Here is a 22,975-nt window from a genome sequence, read left to right as displayed (position 1 = left end):
CTTTACAGAGACGCGAGCGGGCTATATCCACGAGATTGCTTCGGTCTCGGGCGGCACGCCGTCCGGGTAATAGGGAACTGCGGTGCGGTCATGCAGATGGCCAAATCCGCGACTGCCCCCGCAACTGTGAGCGGAGAGCGATGCCGGCATATGCCACTTCGGGCCCACGCGCCCGGGGGAAGGCCCGGCAAAGCGACGACCCGCAAGTCAGGAGACCTGCCGAAGCGATCACCCTATCCGGGCGCGGGGCGCGCCGTGGATAACGGACCTTCCGTCGTGGTGGCATCTTTAGCCGTGCGCGGGAGGAGTGCGATCTCCCCCGATCACAAGACAAGAAGCAGGGCCGAACCCGGCCCGAAACCTGATTGGGATGACCATGACCAGACAAACCCTGTGGGCGACGACCGCCCTTTTCGCCCTGTCCACGCCACTCGCCGCGCAACAGGCCTTCGAGCTGGACGAGATCATCGTTAGCGGCAACCTTGACGAGACCACGCTGGAACGCATCGGCGCCACCGCCAGCGTCGTGACCCGCGAGGACCTCGAAGAAAGCGGCGAGGCCCGCGTGATCGACTACATCTCCCGCCTGCCGGGTGTCGATATCCGCGCCCGCGGCCCGGTTGGAACGACTTCCTCGATCTCCATTCGCGGCGCCGGGCAGAACTACGTGCGCGTGCTGGTCGACGGCATCGACGTCACCGATACCTCGGGGCCGCAGGTGGCCTATGACTTCGGAAGCCTGCGCACCGCCGACGTCAGCCGCATCGAGATCCTGCGCGGCAACCAGGGCGCGCTTTACGGGTCCGAATCCATCGGCGGGGTCGTCAACATCACCACCCGCCGCGCCACCGAGGAAGGCCTGACCACCAGCGCGTCCATCGAACTGGGCAGCTACAACACCCTCGCGGCCAGTTACGGGTTGACCATGAAGCAGGGCGACATGGACTACGCGCTGACGCTGTCCTCGATCTGGACCGACGGCTTTTCCGCCGCTGACGAGAACGACGGCAACGACGAGGCCGACGGCTACCGCGCCAACCGTCTGAGCTTTGCCCTGGGCCGCGACCTGGCCGGGGGCGGACGGGTCGAGGTCAACGGCTTTTACGAAGATTCCCACGGGGAATTCGACGAGGGCTTCCCGCTGGCCGACGGCTCGCCGGACGAGACGACAGACAACACTGCGCTGGGCCTGCGCGCCATGGCACAACTGCCCACCGGCACGATCGACAGCGAAGTCGCCGTCACCTACTACGCCATCGACCGCGACACCGAAGGCAGCAGCGGCGGCTTTGGCGCCGACAATCTTTACGAGGGGCGTCGCATCGGCCTGTCCTACCTGGGCAAGATGTCCCTGAACGATGCCATCAACCTACGCTTCGGCGCAGATGCCACCCGCGAGAGCTACGACCAGTCCGGCGACTACGGACCGGGGTCGGGCGAAGCCGAGCTGGTCGGCACCTTCGCCGAATTGGCCTATGCCCCGTCGGGCAACCTCGACCTGGTCGGCACCCTGCGCCTCGACGAGCATTCGCAATTCGGCACCTTCACCACGGGGCGTCTGGCCGCCTCCTGGCGTCCCGCACCAGACTATGTGGTCCGCGCTTCGGCGGCGACCGCGTTCCGCGCTCCCTCGCTCTACGAGCTTTACGGGCCCTTCGTCGGGAACCCGGATCTTGAACCCGAGGAGAGCAGTTCACTGGATCTGGGCATTGAACGGCGGCTGGGCGAAGACAGTTACCTGCGCGCCACTCTGTTCTACAATGAAACCGAGAACCTGATCGACTACACCACCAGCTATGCGAACGTGCCGGGCACCGTCATGCGGCAGGGCGTGGAACTGGAGCTGGGCCTGCCGCTGAGCGATGCCATGCGCCTGGACGCCAGTTATACCTACACCGAGGGCGACAACCCCCCGCTCAGCGGTGGCAACGCCTGGAACCTGGAGTTCCCGACACATGATATATCGGCCACGCTGTCGGGCGACATCACCGAGCGGGTCGCGGGCAGCGTCAGCCTGCAAGGCGCGATGGACCGACCCAGCCTCGATGACTACTCGGTCGTGAATGCCAAGGTCGGCTACGCGCTGGGCGACGGGGCCGAGGCCTACCTGCGCGTCGACAACCTGCTGGACGCGGAATACCAGACCCAGGCGGGCTACGGCACCTCCGATCGGGCGGTCTACGTGGGGCTGCGTGCGCAATTCTAGGGTCATAACCCTTGCGCTGGGGGCGGTGCTGGCCGCCGCCCCCGCAGGCGCGCAGGACGGGGCGGATACGGGTGTGCCCGCCACCCCGCCGGAGCGTGTCGTCTCGATGAACCTGTGCACCGACCAGCTGGCGATGATGCTGGCCGACGAGGGCCAGTTGCATTCGGTCTCCTACCTGTCGCAGCAGGCCCGCGGCTCGGCGCTGGTCGAACAGGCCCGGCAGTACGTGCCCAATCGCGGGCTGGCCGAGGAAATCTACCTGATGGCCCCGGACCTGGTGATCGCGGGCTCTTTCTCGGACCGCACGACGCTGGACATGCTGCGCCGCCTCGACGTGCCCGTCGCCGTCTTCGAGCCGGCGGGCAGCCTTGCCGATATCAGCGACCGGCTGCGACGCATGGGCGAGGTGCTGCACCGCGAAGACGCCGCCGCCCGCATGGTGGCCCGTTTCGATGCCCGGCTGGCCGAACTCGCCACGCAGGCCCCGCCCGAGGGCGACCGGCCCAGCGCCGCGCTCTATTCCGCCAACGGCTGGTCCTCGGGCGGCCGGACCCTCCCGGGCCAGATCGTGACCGCCGCCGGGTTCGACCTGGTTGCCGACGACTTCGGCCTGGCCTGGGGCGGATTCCTGCCACTGGAACTGCTGGCAATGTCCGACCCGGACGCGGTCATCACCGGCCAGTCCTACCCCGCCGACTCGCGGGCCGAGGAAATCCTCGACCACCCCGTCGTGGCGCATCTGAAACGCGACAGCATGCGCGGCATCGTCAGCGACCAGGACTGGTCCTGCGGCACGCCGCTGGTTCTGGACGCCATCGCGCGGTTGTCGAACGCCCGGCTGGCCGCGACCGGGGCACGCCGATGAGCCGGCTGATGCTGGCCCTTTCGGCGCTCGTGCTGGCACTTGTTGCCGCCGCTCTGGTCATCGGCCCGGCCAATGCGCCCTATGGCGACAGCCTCGCCGCCCTCTTCGTCGATGACGGCACGCCGCTGACGCTGGTGATGCGCGAAATTCGCTTGCCCCGCGCCATCCTGGCGCTGGTCATCGGCGCAAGCCTCGGCATGGCGGGCGCGGCGATGCAGGGCTACCTGCGCAACCCGCTGGCCGATCCGGGCCTGATCGGGGTGTCGGCCTCGGCCGCCCTGGGCGCGGTGCTGGCGATCCAGACCGGGCTGGCCGCGGCCTTTGCCTTTGGCCTGCCGCTGGCGGCATTGGCCGGCGCGGTGCTGGGCGTGTTGCTGGTGCTGGCTCTGGCCGGGCCGCGCGGGGCCTCGATCACGCTGATCCTGGCGGGGATCGTGGTGTCGTCTCTGGCAGGCGCGCTGACCTCGCTGGTGCTGAACCTGTCGCCCAATCCCTTCGCCGCCTCGGAAATCGTGTTCTGGATGATGGGCTCGCTGGCCGATCGGTCCATGGATCATGTCTGGCTGGCGCTGCCCCTGATCGCTCTGGGGCTGGCGCTGTTGGCCACGCTGACACGGGGTCTGGACGCACTGACCCTGGGCGAGGACGCCGCACAGGCACTCGGCGTCGACCTGACCCGGCTGCGACTGACCCTTGTGGCGGGCACGGCGGCCGTGGTCGGCGCCTCGACGGCCGTGGCGGGCACCATCGGTTTTGTCGGCCTTGTCGTGCCGCACCTGCTGCGCCCCTTTGTGGGGGCGCGGCCCGGCGCCCTGCTCTGGGCCTCGGCGCTTGGCGGGGCGGCGATGCTGCTGGCCGCCGATATCCTGGTGCGCGTGGTGCTGCCCACCAAGGACCTCAAGCTGGGCGTGGTCACCGCGCTGGTCGGGGCACCGCTGTTCCTGCACCTGATCTACAAGACCCGGAGGCAGATGGCATGACCTTGCTCAGTGTCTCGGGCCTGACAATGGAGCGTGGCAAGCACATGATCCTGCGCGACGTGAGCTTTTCCATCGGCAAGGGCGAACTGATCGGCCTGATCGGGTCCAATGGCGCGGGCAAGACGACACTGCTGCGCGCCGTGCTGGGCCTATTGCCCGCCGCGGGTCACAGCAGCCTGGCCACCCTGCCCCAACGGGCGCGCGCGCGACAGGCCGCATGGATGCCCCAGGCCCGCGAGGTCGCCTGGCCGGTCAGCGTGGAACGCCTTGTTTCGCTGGGCCGCCTGCCGCATCTGGGGGCGGGGCAGCCGATCGGCCGGACGGATCGCGCGGCGATCGACGGCGCCATCGCCGACATGGGGCTGGAAGATTTTCGCCATCGCACCGCGACCGACTTGTCCGGGGGCGAATTGGCCCGCGTCCTGATCGCCCGGACGCTGGCGCAGGACACGCCGCTGGTCCTGGCGGATGAGCCCATCGCCGGGCTGGACCCCGCCCACCAGATCCAGACCATGCGGCTCTTTGCCGGGCTGGCCGTGGCCGGGCGGTCGGCCGTGGTCTCGATCCATGACCTGGGCCTCGCAGCGCGGCACTGCACCCGGCTGATGCTGCTGGGCGGGGGCCGGCTTGTCGCCGATGGCGCGCCCGGCGACGTTCTCACGCCAGACAATCTGACCGAACATTTCAACATTATCGCGCATTTCGCACAGACCGAGGCCGGGCCGATCTTCCAGCCGCTCGACGTGGTGGGGATGGACTGAAACGATGGAGAGGGACCGGGCATGAGCGATCTGAACGCACTGGCAGGTATGCTGATCCGCGGGGGACCGGCCCTGTGGCTCATCGCGGCTTTGTCGGTGCTGACGCTGGCGCTGGTGCTGTGGAAAGTCTGGCGGCTGTCGCTGGCCGGGGCCTGGACCGGGGGCCGGGCCGAGGCGCTGGTCGTGCGACTCTGCGCGGGACAGGCCGCGGCCCTGCCCGACCCGCCCCGCACCGTTCGCCTGCAATTCGTGACCGACAGCTGGCAGGTGCTGCAAAGCGGCGCCTTCGCCCCGGAAGCCGCGCGCGAGGAAATCACCCGCCTCGCCCAGCGGGCCCTGGCCGAGCTGCGCGGCGGCCTGCGCCCGCTCGAGCTGATCGCGACCATCGCGCCCCTGGTGGGCCTGCTGGGCACCGTTCTGGGCATGATCGAGGCCTTCCAGGCCCTGCAGGAAAGCGGCGCGCAGGCCGACGCCGGCGTGCTGGCCGGCGGCATCTGGGAGGCGCTTCTGACCACCGCGGCCGGCATGGCCGTGGCGATCCCCGCGACGGTTGCCCAATCCTGGTTCGAGAGCGTGGCGGACTCCGTCCGCCACGACATGGAGGACCACGCGACCCGGCTGGTGATCCATGCCCAGGCGGACCGGGCGGAGGGTGCGGCCTGATGTTTTCCTTCGCCCGCGACAGGGCGCCGCGCCGCCCCAGTCTGACGCCGATGATCGACGTTGTTTTCCTGTTGCTGATCTTCTTCATGCTGACGGCGCAGTTTACCCGCGACCACAGCCTGTCCCTGCGGTCCGGCGGTGGCGGGGCATCGGCCTATACCGGCCCGCCGCGCCTCGTGCGGATCGCCCCGGACGACCTGCGCCTGAACGGTCAAACGATCACGCTGGACGCGCTGGCCGGCGCGCTGGCCGAGCTGACGCGGGCACCCTCGGACATGATCGTCCTGCGCCCTGCTGCCGCGGCCGACCTGCAACGCCTGGTGCAGGTCATGACCGCGCTGGAGGCCGCGGGCTTCACGCGGCTGTCCCTGGTCGAGGAGTGATCCATGCAGTTCACCGCCCCCATCCGACGCCCCCGCCACCTGAGCCGCGATGGCGCCATCGTGCCCATGATAAACGTGGTCTTCCTGCTGCTGATCTTCTTCATGATGACCTCGCGCATCGCACCCGCCCCGCCAGTCGAGGTATCGCCGCCGGAAGCGAATCCGCAGGCCCTGGCCGAAGGCGATGCCATGTTGTGGATCACGGCAGCCGGAGAGCCGGCCTTCGACGGTTTGCGCGGCGCCGCGGTCTGGCCCGCGCTTGCGGCGCTGCCCGCCGAGGTGCCGCTGACCGTTGCGGCCGATGCCGCCCTGCCAGCGACCCGGCTGGCGGCGATCCTGTCCCGCCTTAACCCCGAACGGGCCGTGGAACTGGTGGTGCGCGAATGATACGGGCCGACTTTCTCCTTTTCCTGGGCGTGGCCACGGCGGCACACTTGGCCATCGTGCCCGCGCTCGACCCGTCGGGCCGCGCGGGCGGGGGCACGGCGGGCCAGGACCGCGTCACCCTTGCAGCCAGCGCCCCGACCGCACTGGTCGAACACTGGGAGACCCGGCCCGCGCCCGCCGAAAATGCCCCGGCCATGAGGGCCCCGACCACGGGCGAGACCCCGACACGCCCCGCACCAGAAGCACAGGCCCGGCCGGCAGCCCGCCCCGACCGCCCGGTCACGACAGCCGCCGCGCCGCCGCCGCGCGTACCGCAGCATGTGCCGGCCCCGGCGCGAACCAATACCGCCGCGCCGGCCCTGCCGGTGCCCGACATCGACGCAGCGCCCACGGCCACGGCGCAAGCCGGGCCCCCTGCCGAAACGGCCCGCCCAGCCGCCCTCGCGCAGCCGGTTCGGCCGGATTCGCCCGCCCCGCCGCGTCTCGACACGACACCTCCGCCGCCGAGCGACAGCGCCCTGGCGCCCGACCGCACGCCCCGCCCCGCCGCGCGCCCCCCCGCGCCGGCCCAATCCAGACCTGCGCAGCCGGCCCAGGCCGCCGCCGAAATCGGCAGCGGCGAAACCGCTGGCCCGGCCGCCACGCAGGTCAGCCAGGGGCCGGACCGCGCCACGAGCCGCCGCCTGATGGCGCAATGGGGCAGCGGTGTGCACAGGGCCATCGAGCGCCGCAAATCCTATCCGCGCGGCACGCGGGCCAGCGGAACCGTCCGCGTCCGCCTGACCCTGACAGGCGCCGGGCGGTTGACGGCTCTGGGCGTGGCCAGCAGTTCCGGTGACGCGAATCTGGACAACGCCGCCCTTGATGCCGTCCGCGCGGCACGCTACCCGAGCGCTCCCGATGCACTGGGCACCGGGCCGCACAGCTTCACCGTGCCCCTGTCGTATCAGCCCTGATCCGGGAGGCCTTTCGCGGCCCCCCGGCGGACCCTATAGTGCCGGCGAACGGGCAGCGGACAAGACAGTCATGACCAACGGGGCGGACAGGGCGACAGACTTCGATATCGTGCTTGTTGCACAGCGCGGCCGCCTGCAATACGAGGCGCTGCTGCTGGTCGCGTCCCTCAGGGCGATGGCGCCGGATTTCCCGGGCAAGGTCTACGTGGCCGAGCCCCAACCCGGCCCGCTCTGGCCCAACGATCCGACCATGACCGGCGATGTACGCACCGCGCTCACGGAGAATGGCGCCACGCTCCTGCCCTTCGAGAACACCGCCTTCGGCCACGCCTACCCCCACGGCAACAAGATCGAGGCCCTTTGCGCCATGCCCGGGGGGCGGCCCTTTCTGTTTCTTGACAGTGACACGCTGATCACCGGCGACCTGTCGCGGCTGGCGCCGGACTTCGACCGCCCCGCCGCCTCCATGCGCCGCACGGGCACCTGGCCCGAGCAAGAGCTCTACTGGCCCGGGTACACGGCCACCTGGAAATCCCTTTACGACAAGTTCGGGTTGGAGGGCTTCGCGGACACCCTGGATACCGACCAGCCCGACGAATACTGGCAACGCTACCTCTACTTCAACGCCGGATGGGTGATCGGCCCGGACGCCCCGGCCTTCGGCACCCGCTGGCGCGACTGGGCCGTCGATATCCGCGATGCCCCGCCCGACGAACTGGTGCTGCAATCGCTCGACCCCTGGCTGGACCAGGTGGCGCTGCCCCTGGTGATCCACAGTTTCGGCGGCGGCCGGCCCGGCCCGGACCTCGATGGTCTGGACGGAGATCTGACCTGCCACTACCGCCTGCTGCCGCTGCTTTATGCCCGGGAAAGCGACCACGTGGTGCAGGTGCTGGAACAGGTCAGCGCCCCCAACAAGGTAAAGAAACTGCTCAAGCAACACGACCCGTTCAAGCGGATGATCTACCAGGGCCGGGGCCAGAAGGTACGCGCGCTCTTCGACCAGGACAATCTGCCGAAACCGGAACGCAAACTGCGCAACCGCATCAAGAAGGAAGGCTTCTGGATGCGCTGACCCCGACCCGCGCAAGGGGGGCCAGCCCCCCGCCGCGCGTTCCGCGCGCCTCCCCCCGCGGTATTTTCGCCCCAAAGAAGCATTAGGACGGCGTTAACCTTAACGCGCCATAACCACACGGCGGCACAGGCTGCGGAGCCAATGGCCGCACCCGAAGAAGCCCCTCGTCCAAGGCGCCTGGCGACCCTCTGGGCGAGGGCACGGTGCTTGCTTGGGTCAAGAATACCGCGGGGGAGTCGGCCCATGGCCGACGGGGGCAGAGCCCCCGGTGCGCGCCCCGCAGGCGCCTCGTTCGGTCCAGCGTATCACGTGTCCACCCGGCAGAATGAAAGCGCGCGGACGCACTTCTCTCGGCAACCGCCCGACCCGGAACGGATGGCCTGCATCCCGACCTCTGGCGGAACATGTGTCCTCTTTGTCCGGCGGCACGTTGAGCCTGCCGGAAAACCGGCCTAGGGTTCGGCCAAATCTCTCAATGGAGGATCCGAGGAATGACCGACCAACCCACCTATGGTTTCGACACGCTGCAGGTTCATGCCGGGGCGCGTCCCGATCCGGCCACGGGCGCGCGGCAGGTGCCGATCTACCAGACCACCGCCTACGTGTTCCGCGATGCCGATCACGCCGCGGCGCTGTTCAACCTTCAGGAGGTCGGCTACATCTACTCGCGGCTGACCAACCCCACCGTCGCCGCCCTGCAGGAACGCATGGCCGCGCTTGAAGGCGGCGCCGGGGCGGTTTGCTGTTCCTCGGGCCACGCGGCACAGATCCTCGCGCTTTTCCCGCTCATGGGGCCGGGCAAGAACGTGGTCGCCTCGACCCGTCTTTACGGCGGAACGGTCACGCAGTTCAGCCAGACCATCAAGCGCTTCGGCTGGTCGGCCAAGTTCGTCGACTTCGACGACGAGGAAGCCGTCAGGGCGGCCATCGACGAGGACACCCGTGCCATCTTTGGCGAGGCCATCGCCAACCCCGGCGGCTACATCATGGACGTCCGCGCCATCGCCGACATTGCCGATGATGCCGGTATTCCGCTCATCATCGACAACACCAGCGCCACGCCCTACCTGTGCCGCCCGATCGAGCACGGCGCCACGCTGGTCGTCCACTCCACCACGAAGTTCCTGACCGGCAATGGCACGGTCACCGGCGGGGCGATCATCGACTCGGGGCGTTTCGACTGGACCGCCTCCGACAAGTTTCCCTCGCTCAGCGACCCGGAACCGGCCTACCACGGGCTCAAGTTCGCCGAGACCTTCGGTCCGCTGGCCTTCACTTTCCACGGCATTGCCGTGGGCCTTCGCGACCTTGGCATGACCTTGAACCCGCAGGCCGCCCATTACACGCTTATGGGGATCGAGACGCTCTCGCTGCGCATGGAGCGTCATGTCGCCAACGCCGAGAAGATCGCGGCCTGGCTGGAACAGGACGACCGGATCGAGGCGGTGACTTTCGCCGGCCTGCCAAGCTCGCCTTATCACCACCGTGTCGCCAAGGTGTGCCCCAAGGGCGCGGGGGCGCTTTTCACCGTGGCGGTCAAGGGCGGCTATGATGCCTGCGTCAAGCTGGTGGAATCCGTCGAGATCTTCAGCCACGTGGCAAACCTTGGCGACACGCGGTCGTTGATTATCCACTCGGCTTCGACCACGCACCGGCAACTTACCCCCGAGCAGCAAGAGGCCGCGGGGGCCGGCCCGAACGTGGTGCGCTTCTCGATCGGGATCGAGGACGCCGACGACCTGATCGCCGACCTGGACCAGGCGCTCGACAAGGCCACGGCCTGAGCCGAGGGACGGCGGGGCCGAAGGCGCCCCGCCACGCCATGTACTACCAGGCCGCCGGGATGGCGTAGGTCACCACGACGCTGGCCGACAGGGTGATCTCGCCCGGGGCCAGCGGCACATCGGCCCGGGCGCCGGCGGGACTGGCCTCCATCATCATGGCGCCGCCCCGCAGCGGGCTGTAGCCGCCGGTTCCCTGTTCGTTCAGCCGCAGCATGTCGCCCAGCGGCACGTCACCCGCCTCGGCATAGAGCGCGGCGCGGCGGCGAGCGTCGTCCACCGCCCTTTGGCGGGCTACGTCCTCGTGCGCCTGCGGGTCCTGCAAGCCGAAGCTGACACCGGAAAGGGTATTGGCGCCCTCGTTCACCGCCGCGGTGATCAGCCCGCCCAGACTGTCCAGGTCATCCACGGTCACGGCGACGGAATTCACCGCGGCGTAGCCTGTGATATTTGGCGCGCCCGAGAGCAGTTCCTGGCCACGGATCGGGCTCAGGCGCAGCGCACCGGTCTGGATGTCGGCGCGCGGCACACCCTCGGCGGTCAGTATGTCGAGGATGCCCCGGATCGCCAGGCTCGCCTCGTCCAGCGCCGCGCCGGTGGTCTTGGCCTCTGCGCGCACGGCCAGACGGACCGTGGCCATGTCGGGGGGCACGGTGACTTCGCCGTGTCCGTTGACGGTTATCGTGCGCGCGCTTTCCTGCGCCTGGACGAGGCTGCCGAAAAGGGCGATGGAAAGCGCCAGCAGCGCTAGGCGGATGATACGGGGCATGGTCGGGGTCTTTCTCCTATCAGGTCGACGGCAGGGATTCCCCGACCATCATGGCGCGAATCCGCCAGTGCGCGCGCGCCTTTTCTGCCCGGGCGCTTGGCCTTGGCGGAACCTTGCTGTAGCGTCCCGCGCAAATGCGGCGGGGCATTTTGCCCTGACCCCCCGGAATGGTAGTCGGCTGACATGAAACCGAACTTCGCCCTGTCCTTGTCCTTCGAAGGGTTGCGCCTGATGCATCGCACGGGCGGCGGCTGGGCCTTGGTCGGCGAGGTTGCGCTGGACGACGCCGACCTGAACGGCGCGCTGGCGCGACTGCGCGCGGCGGCCCTGCGGCTCGAACCGAACGGCATGGCCACGAAGCTGCTGCTTCCCGATGCCCAGATACGCTACCTGGCGCTGGACGGCACCGGCACGGAGGAGGAGGACGTCCGCGCCGCACTGGACGGGGCCACGCCCTATGCACTGGCGGACCTCGTCTACGATTATTCCAAGGGTGGCGGTCGGACCTATGTCGCCGCCGTGGCCCGTGAAACCCTGAAAGAGGCCGAGGCCTTTGCCTCGGAACACGGGTTCAACCCGGTCAGTTTCGTCGCCGTCCCCGATCCTTTTGCCTTCGTCGGAGAGCCCTACTTCGGCCCCGCCAGCTCGGTCGGGGATCAAGACGTCACCCGCGACGACGAGCCCGTGGTGGTGATCGGACGCGCCGCGGTCGACCCCAAAGCGATCGAGACCGAGACAAGGCCGCCCCGAGCGTCCAGCGGCTCCGCACCCGAAACCGAAGAGCCCGCCGAGGTCGCGCAAGGCCCCGTTGACGAGATCGAATCGTCGCCCGCCGAGACATCCGAAGACGCCCCAGTGCCGGACCCCGCGCCCGCGCCGGCAGAGGAGGAAACCGACAGCACGTCCCCGCGCGCCGAGGCAAATGGCCCGGACCCGACAGAGGCGGAGGAGGCACCGCTCTTTTTCGGCACGCGCCGCGCAGCCGCCGCGACGGAATCAGACCCCGGCACGGCCGTACCGCCGACGCCCCCGGCGCCGCCCGCAGGACCGGAACGGGGAACCGTGGCAGGGGACGACTCCGGGGAGGAGCCCAGGTTCTTCTTCGGAACGCGGCGCGGCGCGGCGCCACTCGTGGCCAGCCGCGAGACCGAGGACGCCGCCGCCCCGCCGTTGAGTTTCAACCCCGGAGAAGACACGGCCCCGGTCAACGTACCCGACGACGGCCTTGCCGCCATGCCGTCGGAGGAGCCCGCAACCGGCCCCGCATTGAAGGCTGACCGACCCGGCACGGTCCCGCGTGAGACAGCCCCGGCGCTGGCCGCCTCGCTCACAGCCACACCCGATCCGACCCCGGCCGCCGAGCCCGACGCCCCTGCCGGGGGCGGCGACCGCGCCCAGGGCCTGTTTCGCAGTCGCCGCAAGGCGCGCGAGCCGCAGGCCGGGGCCTTCGCGCCCGAAGCCCCCATGGACGAAAGCGAGCGCCTGACGGTCTTCGGGGCGCGCAAATCTTCGCCCAAGGTCGGGGGCAAGCCGCGCTTCCTCGGCCTGATCCTGACGGCGCTGCTGATCCTGCTGCTGCTGGCCGTGGCCGCACTGGCCGCGCTCAACGACGAGACGATCTCGCGCTGGCTCGGCTTGGACGAGGCGCCGGTCCAGACCGCCGCCGCCCCGCCTGCACGGCCCGCGATGGAAACCGGTGAACCGCGGGCCCCGGTCTCGGGCAGCGCCGTGCCCGAGACACCGCAGCCCGAAGGGCCCGCCCCGGTCCCGTCCCTGCCGGAAAGGCCGGACCCCGGCGCACCCGCCTCGGACCAACCCGAGGTGCAGACGGGCACACCCGCTGCCCCGGACGACGCTGCGCCCGAAGACGAGTCCCCCGCGCAGCCCCAGCCGGAGCGCTTCGAGGCGGCACAAGCGTCGGACCCGGCGCCGCGTGCCACACCCCCCGGCACCGTCTTGTCCCCTGCCGAAGCGCAGCGGATCTATGCCGCCACCGGCGTCTGGCAACGGGCGCCGCGCATCCCCGACAGCCCGCGCGGCCAGGCGTTCGAGGAGATCCCCGTCTCGGACGGCTTCGCCACCCCCGACCGGCGTCCGCCGAACGGCCTGCCAAGGGGCACGGCGCAGGACGCGGTAATCGCGCGGCCGCCGAACCCGCCAGCCCCGGACACCGAGTTCGAATTCGGCCCGGACGGCTTTGTCGTCGCAACGTCGGAAGGGGCGCTGACCCCGGACGGCATCCTCGTTTACGCGGGCGCGCCCGCACTATCGCCGCCCCCACGTCCTGGAACCGAGCCGCCCGAACGGACCGTCCTCGAGCAATTGGCGGCGGTGATCCCCGACGAGGCTCCCGCGCGGGCCGACCCCGAAGCCGGCGTTATGGTCATCGCCGCCCAGCCGCTTCTGACCCCGCCGGTACGGCCTGGCACGCCACCCCCCGCGGCAGAGCAGGAAACGGAGGCTGCAGAGGGCCCGGCAGAGGACGGCCTGAACGTCATCCCGACCGCCCCGCCGCTGATCCCACCCGCGCGGCCCGACCGCGTCACCGCCGCGGCGGACACCCCGGGGCCGAGTGGTTTGATCGCCGAAGATGCCCCGACCCTGCGCCCGCGCCCTCGGCCGGACGGCTTGGCGCCGCCAGCGCAGGAGGACGACGGCACGGCTGACGAGGACGAGGCCAGCCTGACCCTCGACACCGAGATTGCCGCAGCCGTCCAGCAAGCCGCGGCGCGGCCCGATCCATTTGCGGATGCCACCGAACAGGCGCCGCTGGCCAGCCTGCGCCCCGGAACGCGGCCAGGAAATTTCGACCGCATCGTCGCCAGCGCCCGGCCGGCCCCGGCGGTGGCGCAGCCGGCCCGGCCCAGCGGGCCGACCACCGCCAGCGTCGCCCGCGCGGCGACCGATGAAGGGGCGATCAACCTGCGCCGGGTGAATCTGATCGGGGTCTACGGCTCGTCCAGCGACCGCCGGGCGCTGGTCCGGCTGTCGAACGGGCGCTACACCCGCGTCACGGTGGGCGACCGGCTGGATGGCGGGCGCGTTCGGGCCATCGGGGCGGGGTCGCTTGTCTACGACAAGCGGGGGCGCCGCATCTCGCTCGAGGTGGGCGGCTGACCGCTTGCAAATTCCGCCGGGCCATTCAAGGCTGTCTGCATGCTTGAAACCCTTCTGCTCGCCACGATCCTGCTGGGCGCCGCGGTCTTGGCCGTGCCCCTGGCCGCGCGGCTGGGACTGGGTTCGGTGCTGGGCTACCTGCTTACGGGCGTCGCCGTGGCCCCGATCCTGGGCGCCGAGGCGCAGGAGCTTCAGCACATCGCGGAGTTCGGCGTCGTCATGATGCTCTTCCTGATCGGGCTGGAACTGGAGCCGCGCGCGCTCTGGGCCATGCGGGACCGGCTGATCGGCATGGGCGGGCTTCAAGTCACGCTGACGACCGGGCTGCTGACCGCGCTGTTCTGGATGACCGGCCTGGCCTGGCAGGCTGCACTCGCCGTGGGTCTGATCTTCGCACTGTCCTCGACCGCCATCGTGCTCCAGACGCTGACCGAGAAAAGGTTGATGCAGACCGCCGGCGGGCGGGCCACCTTCTCGGTGCTGTTGACCCAGGACATCGCCGTGATCCCGATGCTGGCCGCCCTGCCCCTGCTGGCCATCCAACAGCCCGTGACCTTCGCGCCCGACGGCTCGATGGCACGCGCGGACGCCCCGGGCGGCGACCCGCACGGCGGCTCCATGTCCCTGGTCCAGGGGCTGCCGGCCTGGGGCGTCACCCTGGTGACCATCGCCGCGGTGGCGGCGGTGATCCTGGCAGGCATCTACCTCACGCGGCCACTCTTCCGCTACATCCACCAGGCCCGCCTGCGCGAGATGTACACGGCTCTGGCCCTGCTCATCGTCGTGTCCATCGCCACGCTGATGGGGCTGGTGGGCCTTTCGGCGGCGCTGGGCACCTTCCTTGCCGGCGTGGTGCTGGCCAACTCGGAATTCCGGCACGAACTGGAAAGCGACCTGGAACCTTTCAAGGGGCTGCTGCTGGGGCTGTTCTTCATCACCGTGGGCGCGGGGATCGACTTTGGCACCCTGGCCGGGGCCCCGCTGCGTATCCTCGGGCTGACGGCGGCGGTCATCGGGATCAAGCTGCTGGTCCTTTTCGTGCTGGCGCTGGGCTTCGGCCTGCGCGGCCGCGACCGCTGGCTTTTCACACTGGGGCTGGCGCAGGCGGGGGAATTCGGCTTCGTGCTGTTGTCCTTCTCACTGCAACAGGGGGTTCTCGGGCAGACCCTGGGGGCCGAGCTGCTTCTGGTGGTGGCCCTGTCCATGCTGGCCACGCCCCTTCTCTTCATTCTCTACGAGGGCATGGCCCGGCGCGCGGCCGCGGCCCACGACCATCCAGATCCCGAAGCCGACGAGATCGACGAAACCGGCCTGGTCATCATTGCCGGGATCGGGCGCTTCGGACAGGTGGTCAACCGCCTGATCCAGAGCGTGGGATATTCGACCGTCGTGCTGGACGGGAACCTGTCGACCGTGCAGACCATGCGGCACTTCGGCTTCAAGGGCTTCTTTGGAGACCCGACCCGCCCCGACATCCTGCATTCGGCGGGGCTGGACGCGGCCAAGGTGCTGGTCGTGGCACTCGATGACAAGGCAGCCTCGGTGCAGCTCGTCTCCTACGCGCGGCGCCACCGCCCCGACATTCACATCGTGGCCCGGGCCCGCGACCGGGTGCATGTCTACGAGCTTTACGCCGCAGGGGCCGACGACATCGTGCGCGAGCTGTTCGACAGTTCCCTGCGGGCGGGGCGCTACGTGCTTGAAAACCTCGGCCTGACCGACCATGAGGCCGCCGAGGCCGAAATGACCTTCTCGCGCCACGACAGGCGCCTGCTGCGCGACCTTGCGCGGCTTTGGGATCCCGAGGTGCCGATCTCGCAGAACGACGCCTATGTCGCCCGGGCCCGCGGCGCCGACCGCGAACTCGAAATCCAGCTGGCCGAGAGCCTTGACCAGGCGGAACGGATGCGGTCACGCGCCGGGGGCCGCGCCCCCCCGCAAAGACCCGGAGACGGGTCGCGGGACACCTAGGAGACCCGCCGGTATTTTCGCGACGCACCTAGCGGCAGCGCAGGCTATCGGGACCGGTATAGGCGCCCATGTCACGGCTTATCAGCTTGCCCGCCTCAAGCCGGGTGGCCTGGGCACGGGACCAGTCGGCATTGGCCGTGATGATCTCGGGACCATTGCCGCAATCGAAAACACCGCCCTCGATGACAGGCGCGCCGTAGCGGTGGTTGGTATGGCCGGTCGCGGCGGCCTCTTCGGTGATCTGCCACACCCCGTCGGTCCGGTGGACTTCGACGATGCGCAGGACCTTGGCCAGGTGGGGTCGATCGACATAAGCCACCTCGGCCCGGCCATCACCGTCGAGGTCGGCAATGCCAGCAACCGCCAGCCAGCGATGGCGCTGGCCGATGGGGGCGCTCGCGGCGACCGGGACGACCCGCCCCCCGAGATGATCGAAGACCTGGATGCGGGCCCCCGACTGAAACCCGCTCAGGACCGCGACAACCTCGGGCGTTCCGTCCCCGTCGAGATCGGCAAGACGCGGCACAGTGTCCTCGAAAACCGCGTTCGTCCAGGCGAACCCGTGGCTCTCAAGCTGCGTCTCGATGATCAGGCGCGCGTATTCGCCACCATCGACAGCGCCATGCGCATAGGCCGATGTCGGTTCCGCGTATCGGGCGCCGGTGATTTCGGCCGCGGCAGGACCGGCCAGTACGGCCCCGACAAGCGCCGCTCGGATCAAATCTGCTTTTCGGGCATCTGCACCACCAGCCCGTCCAGCGCGTCGCTGACCTTGAGTTGGCAGGTCAGGCGCGACCGTTCCGGGTCAGGCTCGTAGGCGAAGTCGAGCATGTCCTCTTCCATCGGGTCCTTCGCGGGCAGCTTCTCGACCCAGTCGGGCGACACGTAGACATGACAGGTGGAACAGGCGCAGGCCCCGCCGCAATCGGCCTCGATGCCCGGAATGCCGTTGTCGCGCGCGCCTTCCATCACGGTCAGCCCGTTGGCCACGTCGACGACATGTTCCTTGCCGCCGTGTTCGATGTAGGTGATCTTCGCCATGCTGTGCCCTTTGTTTGTGGTGCTTCAATCGGAACCTAGGTCCTGGCAGAGGTCTTCGCCAGCCCATTCGCCGCGAAAAGTGACGCGCAAACGACACCTCCCGGGGTGCGGGGGCATCCGGACACGGCGCAGCTTGGCGCGGGCCCTGCGGCGGCCTAGTGTGACGCCTCAAACGGGGCCACGCCCCACCAAGACGAGCCCTGCATGATCCTCAGACCGCCCCCCTACGTGCTTTGCCTGCTGTGCATGAGCCTGTTCGCCTGTACCGCTCCCGGCGGGCATACGCCGGGGCCGCTGGCAGCACCGCCGGTAATCGCGCCAGAGCGGGACGCCTGCCTGGCACGGGTGACGACCCCGGCAATCTTCGAGACCGTGACCGACCAGGTCATGGTCCAGCCCCCCGCGCTGGACAGCGACGGCACCCTGCGCGAGCCGGCGGTCTACCGCACGGTCACTCGCCAGCGCATTGTCCGCGAACGCCGGGCGGTCGAGTTCGAGACCCCCTGCCCCGGGGTGATGACCCCGGCGTTCATCGCCTCGGTGCAGCGGGCGCTCAAGGCGCGAGGGTATTACCGGGGGGCAGTCACCGGCACGCTCGATGCCCGCACCGGGCGCGCGATCCAGCGCTACCAGCGCGACCGAGGCGACGTAGACACCACGACCCTTAGCCTGCGCAGCGCAAGGGACCTTGGACTGGTGGCCGTGCCGCGCGCGCCTGCCGAATAGGCGCCGCACCCGCGATTCCCGCAATGGAACGTCCCGGGTGTCGTGCAGGCACTCAAAGCTGACCGGGCCAAAGGGCGCCTTCAAAAGAATTGGGGCGCCCGACCGGGCGCCCCTCGCATTCGACAAGACAGCGTATCGTTCACTCCAGAGACAGCGCCACGAAGCGCGGCTCACCGCCCCGGCGGATCAGCATCAGGATGGACTTGCGGCCGGCATCGCGGGCCTCTTCAACGCGGGTCTGGAAATCTTCGACCGAGGTGACACCGGACTGGTTGGCCTCGGTAATCACGTCACCGGCCAGAAGCCCCTTGGAGGCGGCTTCGCTCTCGGGGTCGATCTCCATGATGACGAGGCCTTCATCCGGTGCCACACCCAGTTCGCTTGCCATATCCTCGGTGATTTCGGACAGGGTCATGCCCAGCATCGAGGTGGTGGCGGGTTCCGTCGGATCGGGTTGCGCGTCCTGCGGGAAGGCCGCGGCCTGCGCCGTCTCGCGGCGACCCAGCTTGACCGTCAACTGGCGCATCTCACCGTCGCGCAGCACCGCCACGGGCACGTTCTTGCCCACGGGGCTGTTGCCCACCACGCTGACCAGTTCGCGGGTATCGGCCACGTCGACCCCGTCAAAGGTCAAGATGATGTCGCCGGGCTCGACTCCGGCGGTGCGCGCCGGGCCTTCGGGCACGTCGGTGACCATCGCGCCTTGCGGCTCGTCCAGCCCGTCGATTGCGCCGATCATGTCCGGTGTCACGTCCTGGATTCGCACGCCCAGCCAGCCACGGCGCGTCTCGCCGTATTCCTTGAGCTGGTCCACGACGTTGGTGACCACGGCCGCGGACATGGCGAACCCGATCCCGATCGAGCCCCCGTTCGGCGACAGGATCGCGGTGTTCACGCCGATGACATCGCCGTTCATGTCGAACAGTGGCCCACCGGAATTGCCACGATTGATGGCCGCGTCGGTCTGGATGTAATCGTCATAGGTGCCAGCCAGTTCGCGGTTGCGCGCCGAAACGATCCCCGCGCTGACGGAAAAGCCCTGGCCCAGTGGATTGCCCATGGCCATGACCCAATCGCCCACCTCGGCCGTCTCGCCGTCGCTGTCGCCGAAATCCACGAATGGTAGCGGGCGGTCGGCTTCTACCTTGAGAAGGGCGATATCCGTGTTGGGGTCGGTGCCCACAAGCGTGGCCTCGAGCATCTCCTCGCCGCCTGGGAAAAACTCGATCATGATCTCGTCGGCCCCTTGGATCACGTGGTTGTTGGTCACGATGAAGCCATCCTCGGAGATCACGAAGCCCGAGCCCAGCGCCGAAGACCGGCGCGGCTGGCCGTCGTTGAACTCGTTGAAGAAATCCTCGAAGGGCGAGCCTTCGGGAACGATGCCCTGCGGCCCGGTATTGCCCGCCACCGTCGTGGCAGTGGTGATGTTCACCACCGCCGGGCTGACCTGCTCGGCCAGGTCGGCGAAGGTCTCGGGGCGATCCTGTGCCGCCAGCGGGCTGACCTGCGACAGCACCAGGGCCACGCCCAGAAGAAGTGCCAGGAGCGCGGCCTGGAGGGTGCTGGCCTTGGACTGTTGATCGGACCGTGCGATTGCGATTGCTCTGGAGGTCTTCACGTCGACATCTCCTTTCCTGTTCCCGTGACGCGGCCGATCCCCGGCCACCTTGCATCCGAATGTAGGTCATGCCCGGGGCAGCGCAACGCCAAACCCGGGCCGGTCATGTCTTTGTGAGGGGCTGAGGCCCTTGCCTAATGCGAAAGGGGCGGCCCGTGGACCGCCCCTTTCTCGATGTCTTTCAACCGGCCTACTGCCGCGATGCCGCCGGGGCCCCGCTGGGCGAGCGCAGGTAGTCGAAGAACTCGTGGTCGGGACTGAGCACCAGCCGCGTGTTGTCCTCCTGCATGGCCTTCCGGTAAGCCTCGAGAGAGCGGTAGAACTGGAAGAACTCCTGGTCCTGCCCGAAGGCCTCGGCGAAGATGTTGTTCCGGCGCGCGTCCGCCTCACCCTGGATGATGCGGGCTTCGCGTTCGGCGTCCGAGACAAGCTCGACCACGGTCCGGTCGGCCTGGGCCCGGATGCGCTGGGCGGCCTCGCGGCCTCTCGCGCGTTCGTCCTCGGCCTCGCGTTCACGCTCCGACACCATGCGGCGGAAGGTTTCGGCCAGGTTCTCGGTCGGCAGGTCGGTCCGCTTGAGCCGCACGTCAACGACGGTCAGGCCCAGCTCACTCGCGTCATCCACAGCACCCGACCGGATGCGCTCCATGAGCGCCTGGCGGTCGGCCGAGAGGATCTCGTCCGAGCGAACCGAGCCAAGAACCTCGCGAGTGGTCGCCCGCAGGATCTGTTCGATCCGGCTGTCAGCCACCGCGATGGCCTGGTCGCCGCCGGCGCCAGTCGCCTCGCGGAAACGGTTGACATCCTCGATACGGTAGCGCGCAAAGGCGTCCACGATCAGGCGGCGGTCATCGGCGGGGATGACCTCTTGCTGTGCCATGTCGATCGAGACGATCCGGTCATCGTAGGTGACCACCTGGTCCAGGAACGGCAACCGGAAAGCGAGACCCGGCTCGGTCTTGACCTGCACGACCCGTCCGAAGCGCAGCACCAGGGCCTTTTCGCGCTCATCCACGATGAAGATCGAGCTGAGCACGCCCACGAAGATGATCAGCAGGATCGGCAAGAGATAAACAAGTTTGCGCATCAGTTCGACCCTCCGGTGGTCTGGTCGGTGGGTTGGCGACGCAACTGGTCAAGCGGCAGATAGGGCACCACACCACTGTTGCCCTGACCGTTGTCGTCCAGAAGGATCATGTCGGAGCGACCGAAAACTTCCTCCACCATCTCGAGATAGAGGCGTTCGCGGGTCACGTCTGGCGCCTGCTGGTATTCTTCCAGCACGCTGACGAAGCGGGCCGCCTCACCCTGGGCCTCGTTGACGACGCGGGCGCGATAGCCTTCGGCGTTTTCAAGGATCTGGGCGGCATTACCACGGGCCTCCGCGGTGACGCGGTTGGCGTAAGCGTCGGCCTGGTTCTGCAACTGGATGCGTTCCTGCTCGGCGTCTTGCACGTCGCGATAGGCAGCCAGGGGCGACGTGTCCACGGTTTCCCCGTCCACGTTGATGACGTCCACCCGAGTCGCCGGCGGGTCGGCCTGATCGAGGTTGATCCGGATGATATTCACCCCGCTGTTATAGCTGTCCAGCGTGGATTGAACGGCCTCTTGCAGCCGATCCCGCAACACCGCGCGTTCACGGTTGATGTTGGCCAGCTGCGACTGGGCGATGATCTCGCGCATCGAGGATTCCGCCACGGCCGCGATGGTCTCGGGCGGGTCCTGCAGGTTGAACAGGTAGCGGTCGGGCGAGGTGATGTTCCAGACCACCTGGAACGCGATCTCGACGATGTTCTCGTCGCCGGTCAGCATCAGGCCGGTATCGCCGTCCAGCGTCCGCTGCAGGTTCCGCCCGGAGGTAAGATCGCTCGGCACTTCGTCTTCGCCGATCTCGATCACCTGCTCGCGCGTCACCTGCACGACCTGCGCCGTGACCAGCGGCCAGGGCGCGAAGTTCAGGCCGGGCTGGCCGATGCAGGGCTCGATGCACTCGCCAAGGAAAAGCTCGACCGATTTTTCCTCGGGCCGAACGGTGTAAAAGCTCGTGGCGACCCAGGCCACGACGGCCAACAGAACGCCCAGCCCGATCATTCCGCGCGAGATCTGCGGCCCGTCGCCGCCTCCGCCACCATTGGGGCGATTGCCCCCGTTTCCGCCGCCCATCAGGACACGCAGCTGGTCGCGGGTCTTGTTCACGATCTCGTCGAATTCGGGCATCTGCGGTTCCTGGCCGGGCCTGCGCCCGCCCCCGCCGTTGTTGCGGTCGCGGTCGTCTCCGCCGCCGCCACTACCGCCGCCCCCCCAGGGGCCCTGGTTGTTTCCAGCCATCCGGTTAACATTTCCCTTGTTGCTACCGCCCCGTTACGAGGCGCATTTCATTGCTGCATATGTGGGCCTTGGCCCCGGCTTTTCAAGCCGTTCGCACGGGTGCGCGCATGGTCACCAGTTCCTCGGAAATCGTCGGATGCACGGCCACGGTTCGATCGAAATCCTCTTTCGTGGCGCCCATCTTGACGGCAATGCCCGCCAGTTGAATCATCTCGCCCGCATTGGGGCTGACGATGTGGCAACCCAGAACCCGGCGCGTCTCGGCACAGACCACCAGTTTCATCAGAACCCGGTCGGGCCGCCCGGCAAAGGCTGTCTGCATCGGCTTGAACGAGGTGCAATAGACCTCGATCGGCCCGGCGTCGCGGGCCTCTTCCTCGGACAGGCCCACGGTGCCCATCTCGGGCTGGGTGAAGATGGCCGAGGGAATGAGCGCATGGTCCACCGGGGTCGGCTGGCCCTTGAAAACCGTGTCCACAAAGGCCATCCCCTCGCGGATCGCCACCGGGGTCAGCTGCACGCGGTCGGTCACGTCGCCGATGGCGTGAATCGATGGGACCCGCGTCTGCGAATAGGCATCCACGATCACCTCGCCGCGGCGGCCCAGTTCGACCCCGGCCTGTTCCAGCCCGAGACCGTCGGTGTTGGGCGTGCGGCCCGTGGCGAACATGACCTTGTCGAAGACCCGCTCGGTTCCATTGGTGGCCTTGACCCGCACCCCCGCGCCCTCGGGCGTCATCCCGATCACGTTGGTGCCAAGGTGCAGATCGATGCCGCGCTGCTGCATTTCTTCGGCGACCAACCCGCGCGCCTCCCCGTCGAAGCCGCGCAGGATCTGCGCACCACGGTAGAACTGCGTGACCTCGACGCCAAGCCCGTGCAGGATGCAGGCGAACTCGCAGGCGATGTAGCCGCCGCCGACGATCAGGATGCTTGCGGGCAGCGCGTCCAGCTTGAAAATGTCGTTCGAGGTGATCCCCAGCTCGGCATTCTCCATCTCGGGCAGGGCGGGTCGGCCACCGGTCGCCACGAGGATGTGCTTGGCCGAGACCGTGGTATCATTCACGGCGACCTCGTGCGGCCCCGTGACGCGGGCCCTGCCGTCGTGAACCGTCACCTCCGAGCCGTCCAGAAGCCGCCGATAGACACCTTCCAGGCGCTCCAGCTCCGTATCCAGTTGGCCGCGGAAGCGTTGCCAATCGAAGGTGCCCTCGGCAATGTCCCAACCATAGGCGCGGGCATCGGTGACCATCTCGCGGTATTCGCTGGCAAAGACCATCAGCTTCTTGGGTACGCAGCCGCGGATCACGCAGGTGCCGCCCATGCGGTATTCCTCGGCCAGCGC

General features: G+C 68.7%; 20 protein-coding genes and 1 riboswitch. Of the genes, 13 read left to right on the top strand and 7 right to left on the bottom strand.

Annotation, left to right across the window (positions count from 1 at the left end; all coding sequences use genetic code 11):
- The first annotated feature begins 24 nt into the window (after positions 1-24).
- Positions 25-238, top strand: a riboswitch (cobalamin riboswitch).
- A gap of 138 nt (positions 239-376) precedes the next feature.
- The 10 genes from VJ897_RS06740 (at position 377) to VJ897_RS06695 (ending at position 10,060) form a co-directional block, all read left to right on the top strand.
- A complete protein-coding gene (locus VJ897_RS06740; protein ID WP_324054444.1) occupies positions 377-2,206 on the top strand; it encodes a TonB-dependent receptor plug domain-containing protein in 1,830 nt (609 codons plus the stop codon).
- Positions 2,193-3,071 carry an ABC transporter substrate-binding protein gene (locus VJ897_RS06735; RefSeq protein WP_324054442.1) on the top strand — a complete coding sequence of 293 codons (879 nt, stop codon included), beginning with the start codon at positions 2,193-2,195 and terminating at the stop codon, positions 3,069-3,071. Before VJ897_RS06740 ends, VJ897_RS06735 begins: the two co-directional genes overlap by 14 nt.
- Positions 3,068-4,051, top strand: coding sequence for a FecCD family ABC transporter permease (locus VJ897_RS06730; RefSeq protein ID WP_324054440.1), 984 nt, complete (start codon positions 3,068-3,070; stop codon positions 4,049-4,051). Before VJ897_RS06735 ends, VJ897_RS06730 begins: the two co-directional genes overlap by 4 nt.
- Positions 4,048-4,812, top strand: a complete 765-nt coding sequence (locus VJ897_RS06725; protein WP_324054439.1) for an ABC transporter ATP-binding protein — start codon at positions 4,048-4,050, stop codon at positions 4,810-4,812. Before VJ897_RS06730 ends, VJ897_RS06725 begins: the two co-directional genes overlap by 4 nt.
- A 21-nt stretch (positions 4,813-4,833) precedes the next feature.
- The gene (locus VJ897_RS06720; RefSeq protein WP_324054437.1) at positions 4,834-5,475 is read left to right on the top strand and encodes a MotA/TolQ/ExbB proton channel family protein; all 642 of its coding nucleotides are present in this window, start codon (positions 4,834-4,836) and stop codon (positions 5,473-5,475) included.
- A complete protein-coding gene (locus tag VJ897_RS06715) occupies positions 5,475-5,858 on the top strand; it encodes an ExbD/TolR family protein (RefSeq protein ID WP_324054436.1) in 384 nt (127 codons plus the stop codon). Before VJ897_RS06720 ends, VJ897_RS06715 begins: the two co-directional genes overlap by 1 nt.
- A 3-nt stretch (positions 5,859-5,861) precedes the next feature.
- The gene (locus VJ897_RS06710) at positions 5,862-6,245 is read left to right on the top strand and encodes an ExbD/TolR family protein (RefSeq protein ID WP_324054435.1); all 384 of its coding nucleotides are present in this window, start codon (positions 5,862-5,864) and stop codon (positions 6,243-6,245) included.
- Positions 6,242-7,201 carry a TonB family protein gene (locus VJ897_RS06705; protein WP_324054434.1) on the top strand — a complete coding sequence of 320 codons (960 nt, stop codon included), beginning with the start codon at positions 6,242-6,244 and terminating at the stop codon, positions 7,199-7,201. The genes VJ897_RS06710 and VJ897_RS06705 overlap by 4 nt, the downstream gene beginning before the upstream one ends.
- A 70-nt stretch (positions 7,202-7,271) precedes the next feature.
- Complete coding sequence (locus VJ897_RS06700) at positions 7,272-8,276, top strand: GT-B fold glycosyltransferase domain-containing protein (RefSeq protein WP_324054432.1); 1,005 nt, start codon at positions 7,272-7,274, stop codon at positions 8,274-8,276.
- Positions 8,277-8,767: 491 nt separating this feature from the next.
- Positions 8,768-10,060 (top strand): O-acetylhomoserine aminocarboxypropyltransferase/cysteine synthase family protein, encoded by a 1,293-nt coding sequence (locus tag VJ897_RS06695; RefSeq protein WP_324054430.1) that lies wholly within the window; start codon positions 8,768-8,770, stop codon positions 10,058-10,060.
- A gap of 43 nt (positions 10,061-10,103) precedes the next feature.
- Here the strand turns inward: VJ897_RS06695 and VJ897_RS06690 are convergent, their stop codons facing one another.
- The gene (locus VJ897_RS06690) at positions 10,104-10,826 is read right to left on the bottom strand and encodes an SIMPL domain-containing protein (protein ID WP_324054428.1); all 723 of its coding nucleotides are present in this window, start codon (positions 10,824-10,826) and stop codon (positions 10,104-10,106) included.
- Between the two features lie 183 nt (positions 10,827-11,009).
- On the opposite strand from VJ897_RS06690, the gene VJ897_RS06685 reads away from it, so the two are divergent.
- Both VJ897_RS06685 and VJ897_RS06680 read left to right on the top strand, forming a co-directional pair.
- Positions 11,010-13,943, top strand: coding sequence for a hypothetical protein (locus tag VJ897_RS06685; RefSeq protein ID WP_324054426.1), 2,934 nt, complete (start codon positions 11,010-11,012; stop codon positions 13,941-13,943).
- Positions 13,944-13,982: 39 nt separating this feature from the next.
- A complete protein-coding gene (locus tag VJ897_RS06680; protein ID WP_324054424.1) occupies positions 13,983-15,914 on the top strand; it encodes a cation:proton antiporter domain-containing protein in 1,932 nt (643 codons plus the stop codon).
- Positions 15,915-15,942: 28 nt separating this feature from the next.
- Here the strand turns inward: VJ897_RS06680 and VJ897_RS06675 are convergent, their stop codons facing one another.
- A complete protein-coding gene (locus VJ897_RS06675; protein ID WP_324054422.1) occupies positions 15,943-16,635 on the bottom strand; it encodes an FG-GAP repeat domain-containing protein in 693 nt (230 codons plus the stop codon).
- Complete coding sequence (locus VJ897_RS06670) at positions 16,632-16,955, bottom strand: 2Fe-2S iron-sulfur cluster-binding protein (protein WP_324054421.1); 324 nt, start codon at positions 16,953-16,955, stop codon at positions 16,632-16,634. Before VJ897_RS06670 ends, VJ897_RS06675 begins: the two co-directional genes overlap by 4 nt.
- 204 nt (positions 16,956-17,159) lie before the next feature.
- Between VJ897_RS06670 and VJ897_RS06665 the strand changes: the two genes are divergently transcribed.
- Complete coding sequence (locus VJ897_RS06665) at positions 17,160-17,681, top strand: peptidoglycan-binding domain-containing protein (RefSeq protein WP_324054419.1); 522 nt, start codon at positions 17,160-17,162, stop codon at positions 17,679-17,681.
- A 139-nt stretch (positions 17,682-17,820) separates the two neighbouring features.
- On the opposite strand, the gene VJ897_RS06660 is transcribed toward VJ897_RS06665, so the two are convergent.
- The 4 genes from VJ897_RS06660 to gorA all read right to left on the bottom strand — a co-directional run.
- Positions 17,821-19,302, bottom strand: coding sequence for a Do family serine endopeptidase (locus VJ897_RS06660; RefSeq protein WP_414706690.1), 1,482 nt, complete (start codon positions 19,300-19,302; stop codon positions 17,821-17,823).
- A 190-nt stretch (positions 19,303-19,492) separates the two neighbouring features.
- Positions 19,493-20,389 carry a protease modulator HflC gene (gene hflC, locus VJ897_RS06655; RefSeq protein ID WP_324054418.1) on the bottom strand — a complete coding sequence of 299 codons (897 nt, stop codon included), beginning with the start codon at positions 20,387-20,389 and terminating at the stop codon, positions 19,493-19,495.
- Complete coding sequence (gene hflK, locus VJ897_RS06650) at positions 20,389-21,630, bottom strand: FtsH protease activity modulator HflK (RefSeq protein ID WP_324054417.1); 1,242 nt, start codon at positions 21,628-21,630, stop codon at positions 20,389-20,391. Before hflK ends, hflC begins: the two co-directional genes overlap by 1 nt.
- 82 nt (positions 21,631-21,712) lie before the next feature.
- Positions 21,713-22,975, bottom strand: a 1,263-nt coding sequence (gorA, locus tag VJ897_RS06645; protein ID WP_324054416.1) for a glutathione-disulfide reductase, incomplete at its 5' end; no start/stop codon positions are given.

This window comes from Salibaculum sp. (assembly GCF_035270045.1).
Taxonomy (GTDB): Bacteria; Pseudomonadota; Alphaproteobacteria; order Rhodobacterales; family Rhodobacteraceae; genus Salibaculum.
This window is presented reverse-complemented; position numbering and strand designations above follow the sequence as displayed.

Bases quoted from the DNA above. Each gene is read 5' to 3' on its own strand.
- VJ897_RS06665 (WP_324054419.1), top strand. From the start codon at position 17,160: ATGATCCTCAGACCGCCCCCCTACGTGCTTTGCCTGCTGTGCATGAGC.
- VJ897_RS06680 (WP_324054424.1), top strand. From the start codon at position 13,983: ATGCTTGAAACCCTTCTGCTCGCCACGATCCTGCTGGGCGCCGCGGTC.
- VJ897_RS06720 (WP_324054437.1), top strand. From the start codon at position 4,834: ATGAGCGATCTGAACGCACTGGCAGGTATGCTGATCCGCGGGGGACCG.
- VJ897_RS06670 (WP_324054421.1), bottom strand. From the start codon at position 16,955: ATGGCGAAGATCACCTACATCGAACACGGCGGCAAGGAACATGTCGTC.
- VJ897_RS06730 (WP_324054440.1), top strand. From the start codon at position 3,068: ATGAGCCGGCTGATGCTGGCCCTTTCGGCGCTCGTGCTGGCACTTGTT.
- VJ897_RS06690 (WP_324054428.1), bottom strand. From the start codon at position 10,826: ATGCCCCGTATCATCCGCCTAGCGCTGCTGGCGCTTTCCATCGCCCTT.
- VJ897_RS06725 (WP_324054439.1), top strand. From the start codon at position 4,048: ATGACCTTGCTCAGTGTCTCGGGCCTGACAATGGAGCGTGGCAAGCAC.
- VJ897_RS06715 (WP_324054436.1), top strand. From the start codon at position 5,475: ATGTTTTCCTTCGCCCGCGACAGGGCGCCGCGCCGCCCCAGTCTGACG.
- hflC (WP_324054418.1), bottom strand. From the start codon at position 20,389: ATGCGCAAACTTGTTTATCTCTTGCCGATCCTGCTGATCATCTTCGTG.
- VJ897_RS06695 (WP_324054430.1), top strand. From the start codon at position 8,768: ATGACCGACCAACCCACCTATGGTTTCGACACGCTGCAGGTTCATGCC.
- VJ897_RS06705 (WP_324054434.1), top strand. From the start codon at position 6,242: ATGATACGGGCCGACTTTCTCCTTTTCCTGGGCGTGGCCACGGCGGCA.
- VJ897_RS06700 (WP_324054432.1), top strand. From the start codon at position 7,272: ATGACCAACGGGGCGGACAGGGCGACAGACTTCGATATCGTGCTTGTT.
- hflK (WP_324054417.1), bottom strand. From the start codon at position 21,630: ATGGCTGGAAACAACCAGGGCCCCTGGGGGGGCGGCGGTAGTGGCGGC.
- VJ897_RS06740 (WP_324054444.1), top strand. From the start codon at position 377: ATGACCAGACAAACCCTGTGGGCGACGACCGCCCTTTTCGCCCTGTCC.
- VJ897_RS06710 (WP_324054435.1), top strand. From the start codon at position 5,862: ATGCAGTTCACCGCCCCCATCCGACGCCCCCGCCACCTGAGCCGCGAT.
- VJ897_RS06685 (WP_324054426.1), top strand. From the start codon at position 11,010: ATGAAACCGAACTTCGCCCTGTCCTTGTCCTTCGAAGGGTTGCGCCTG.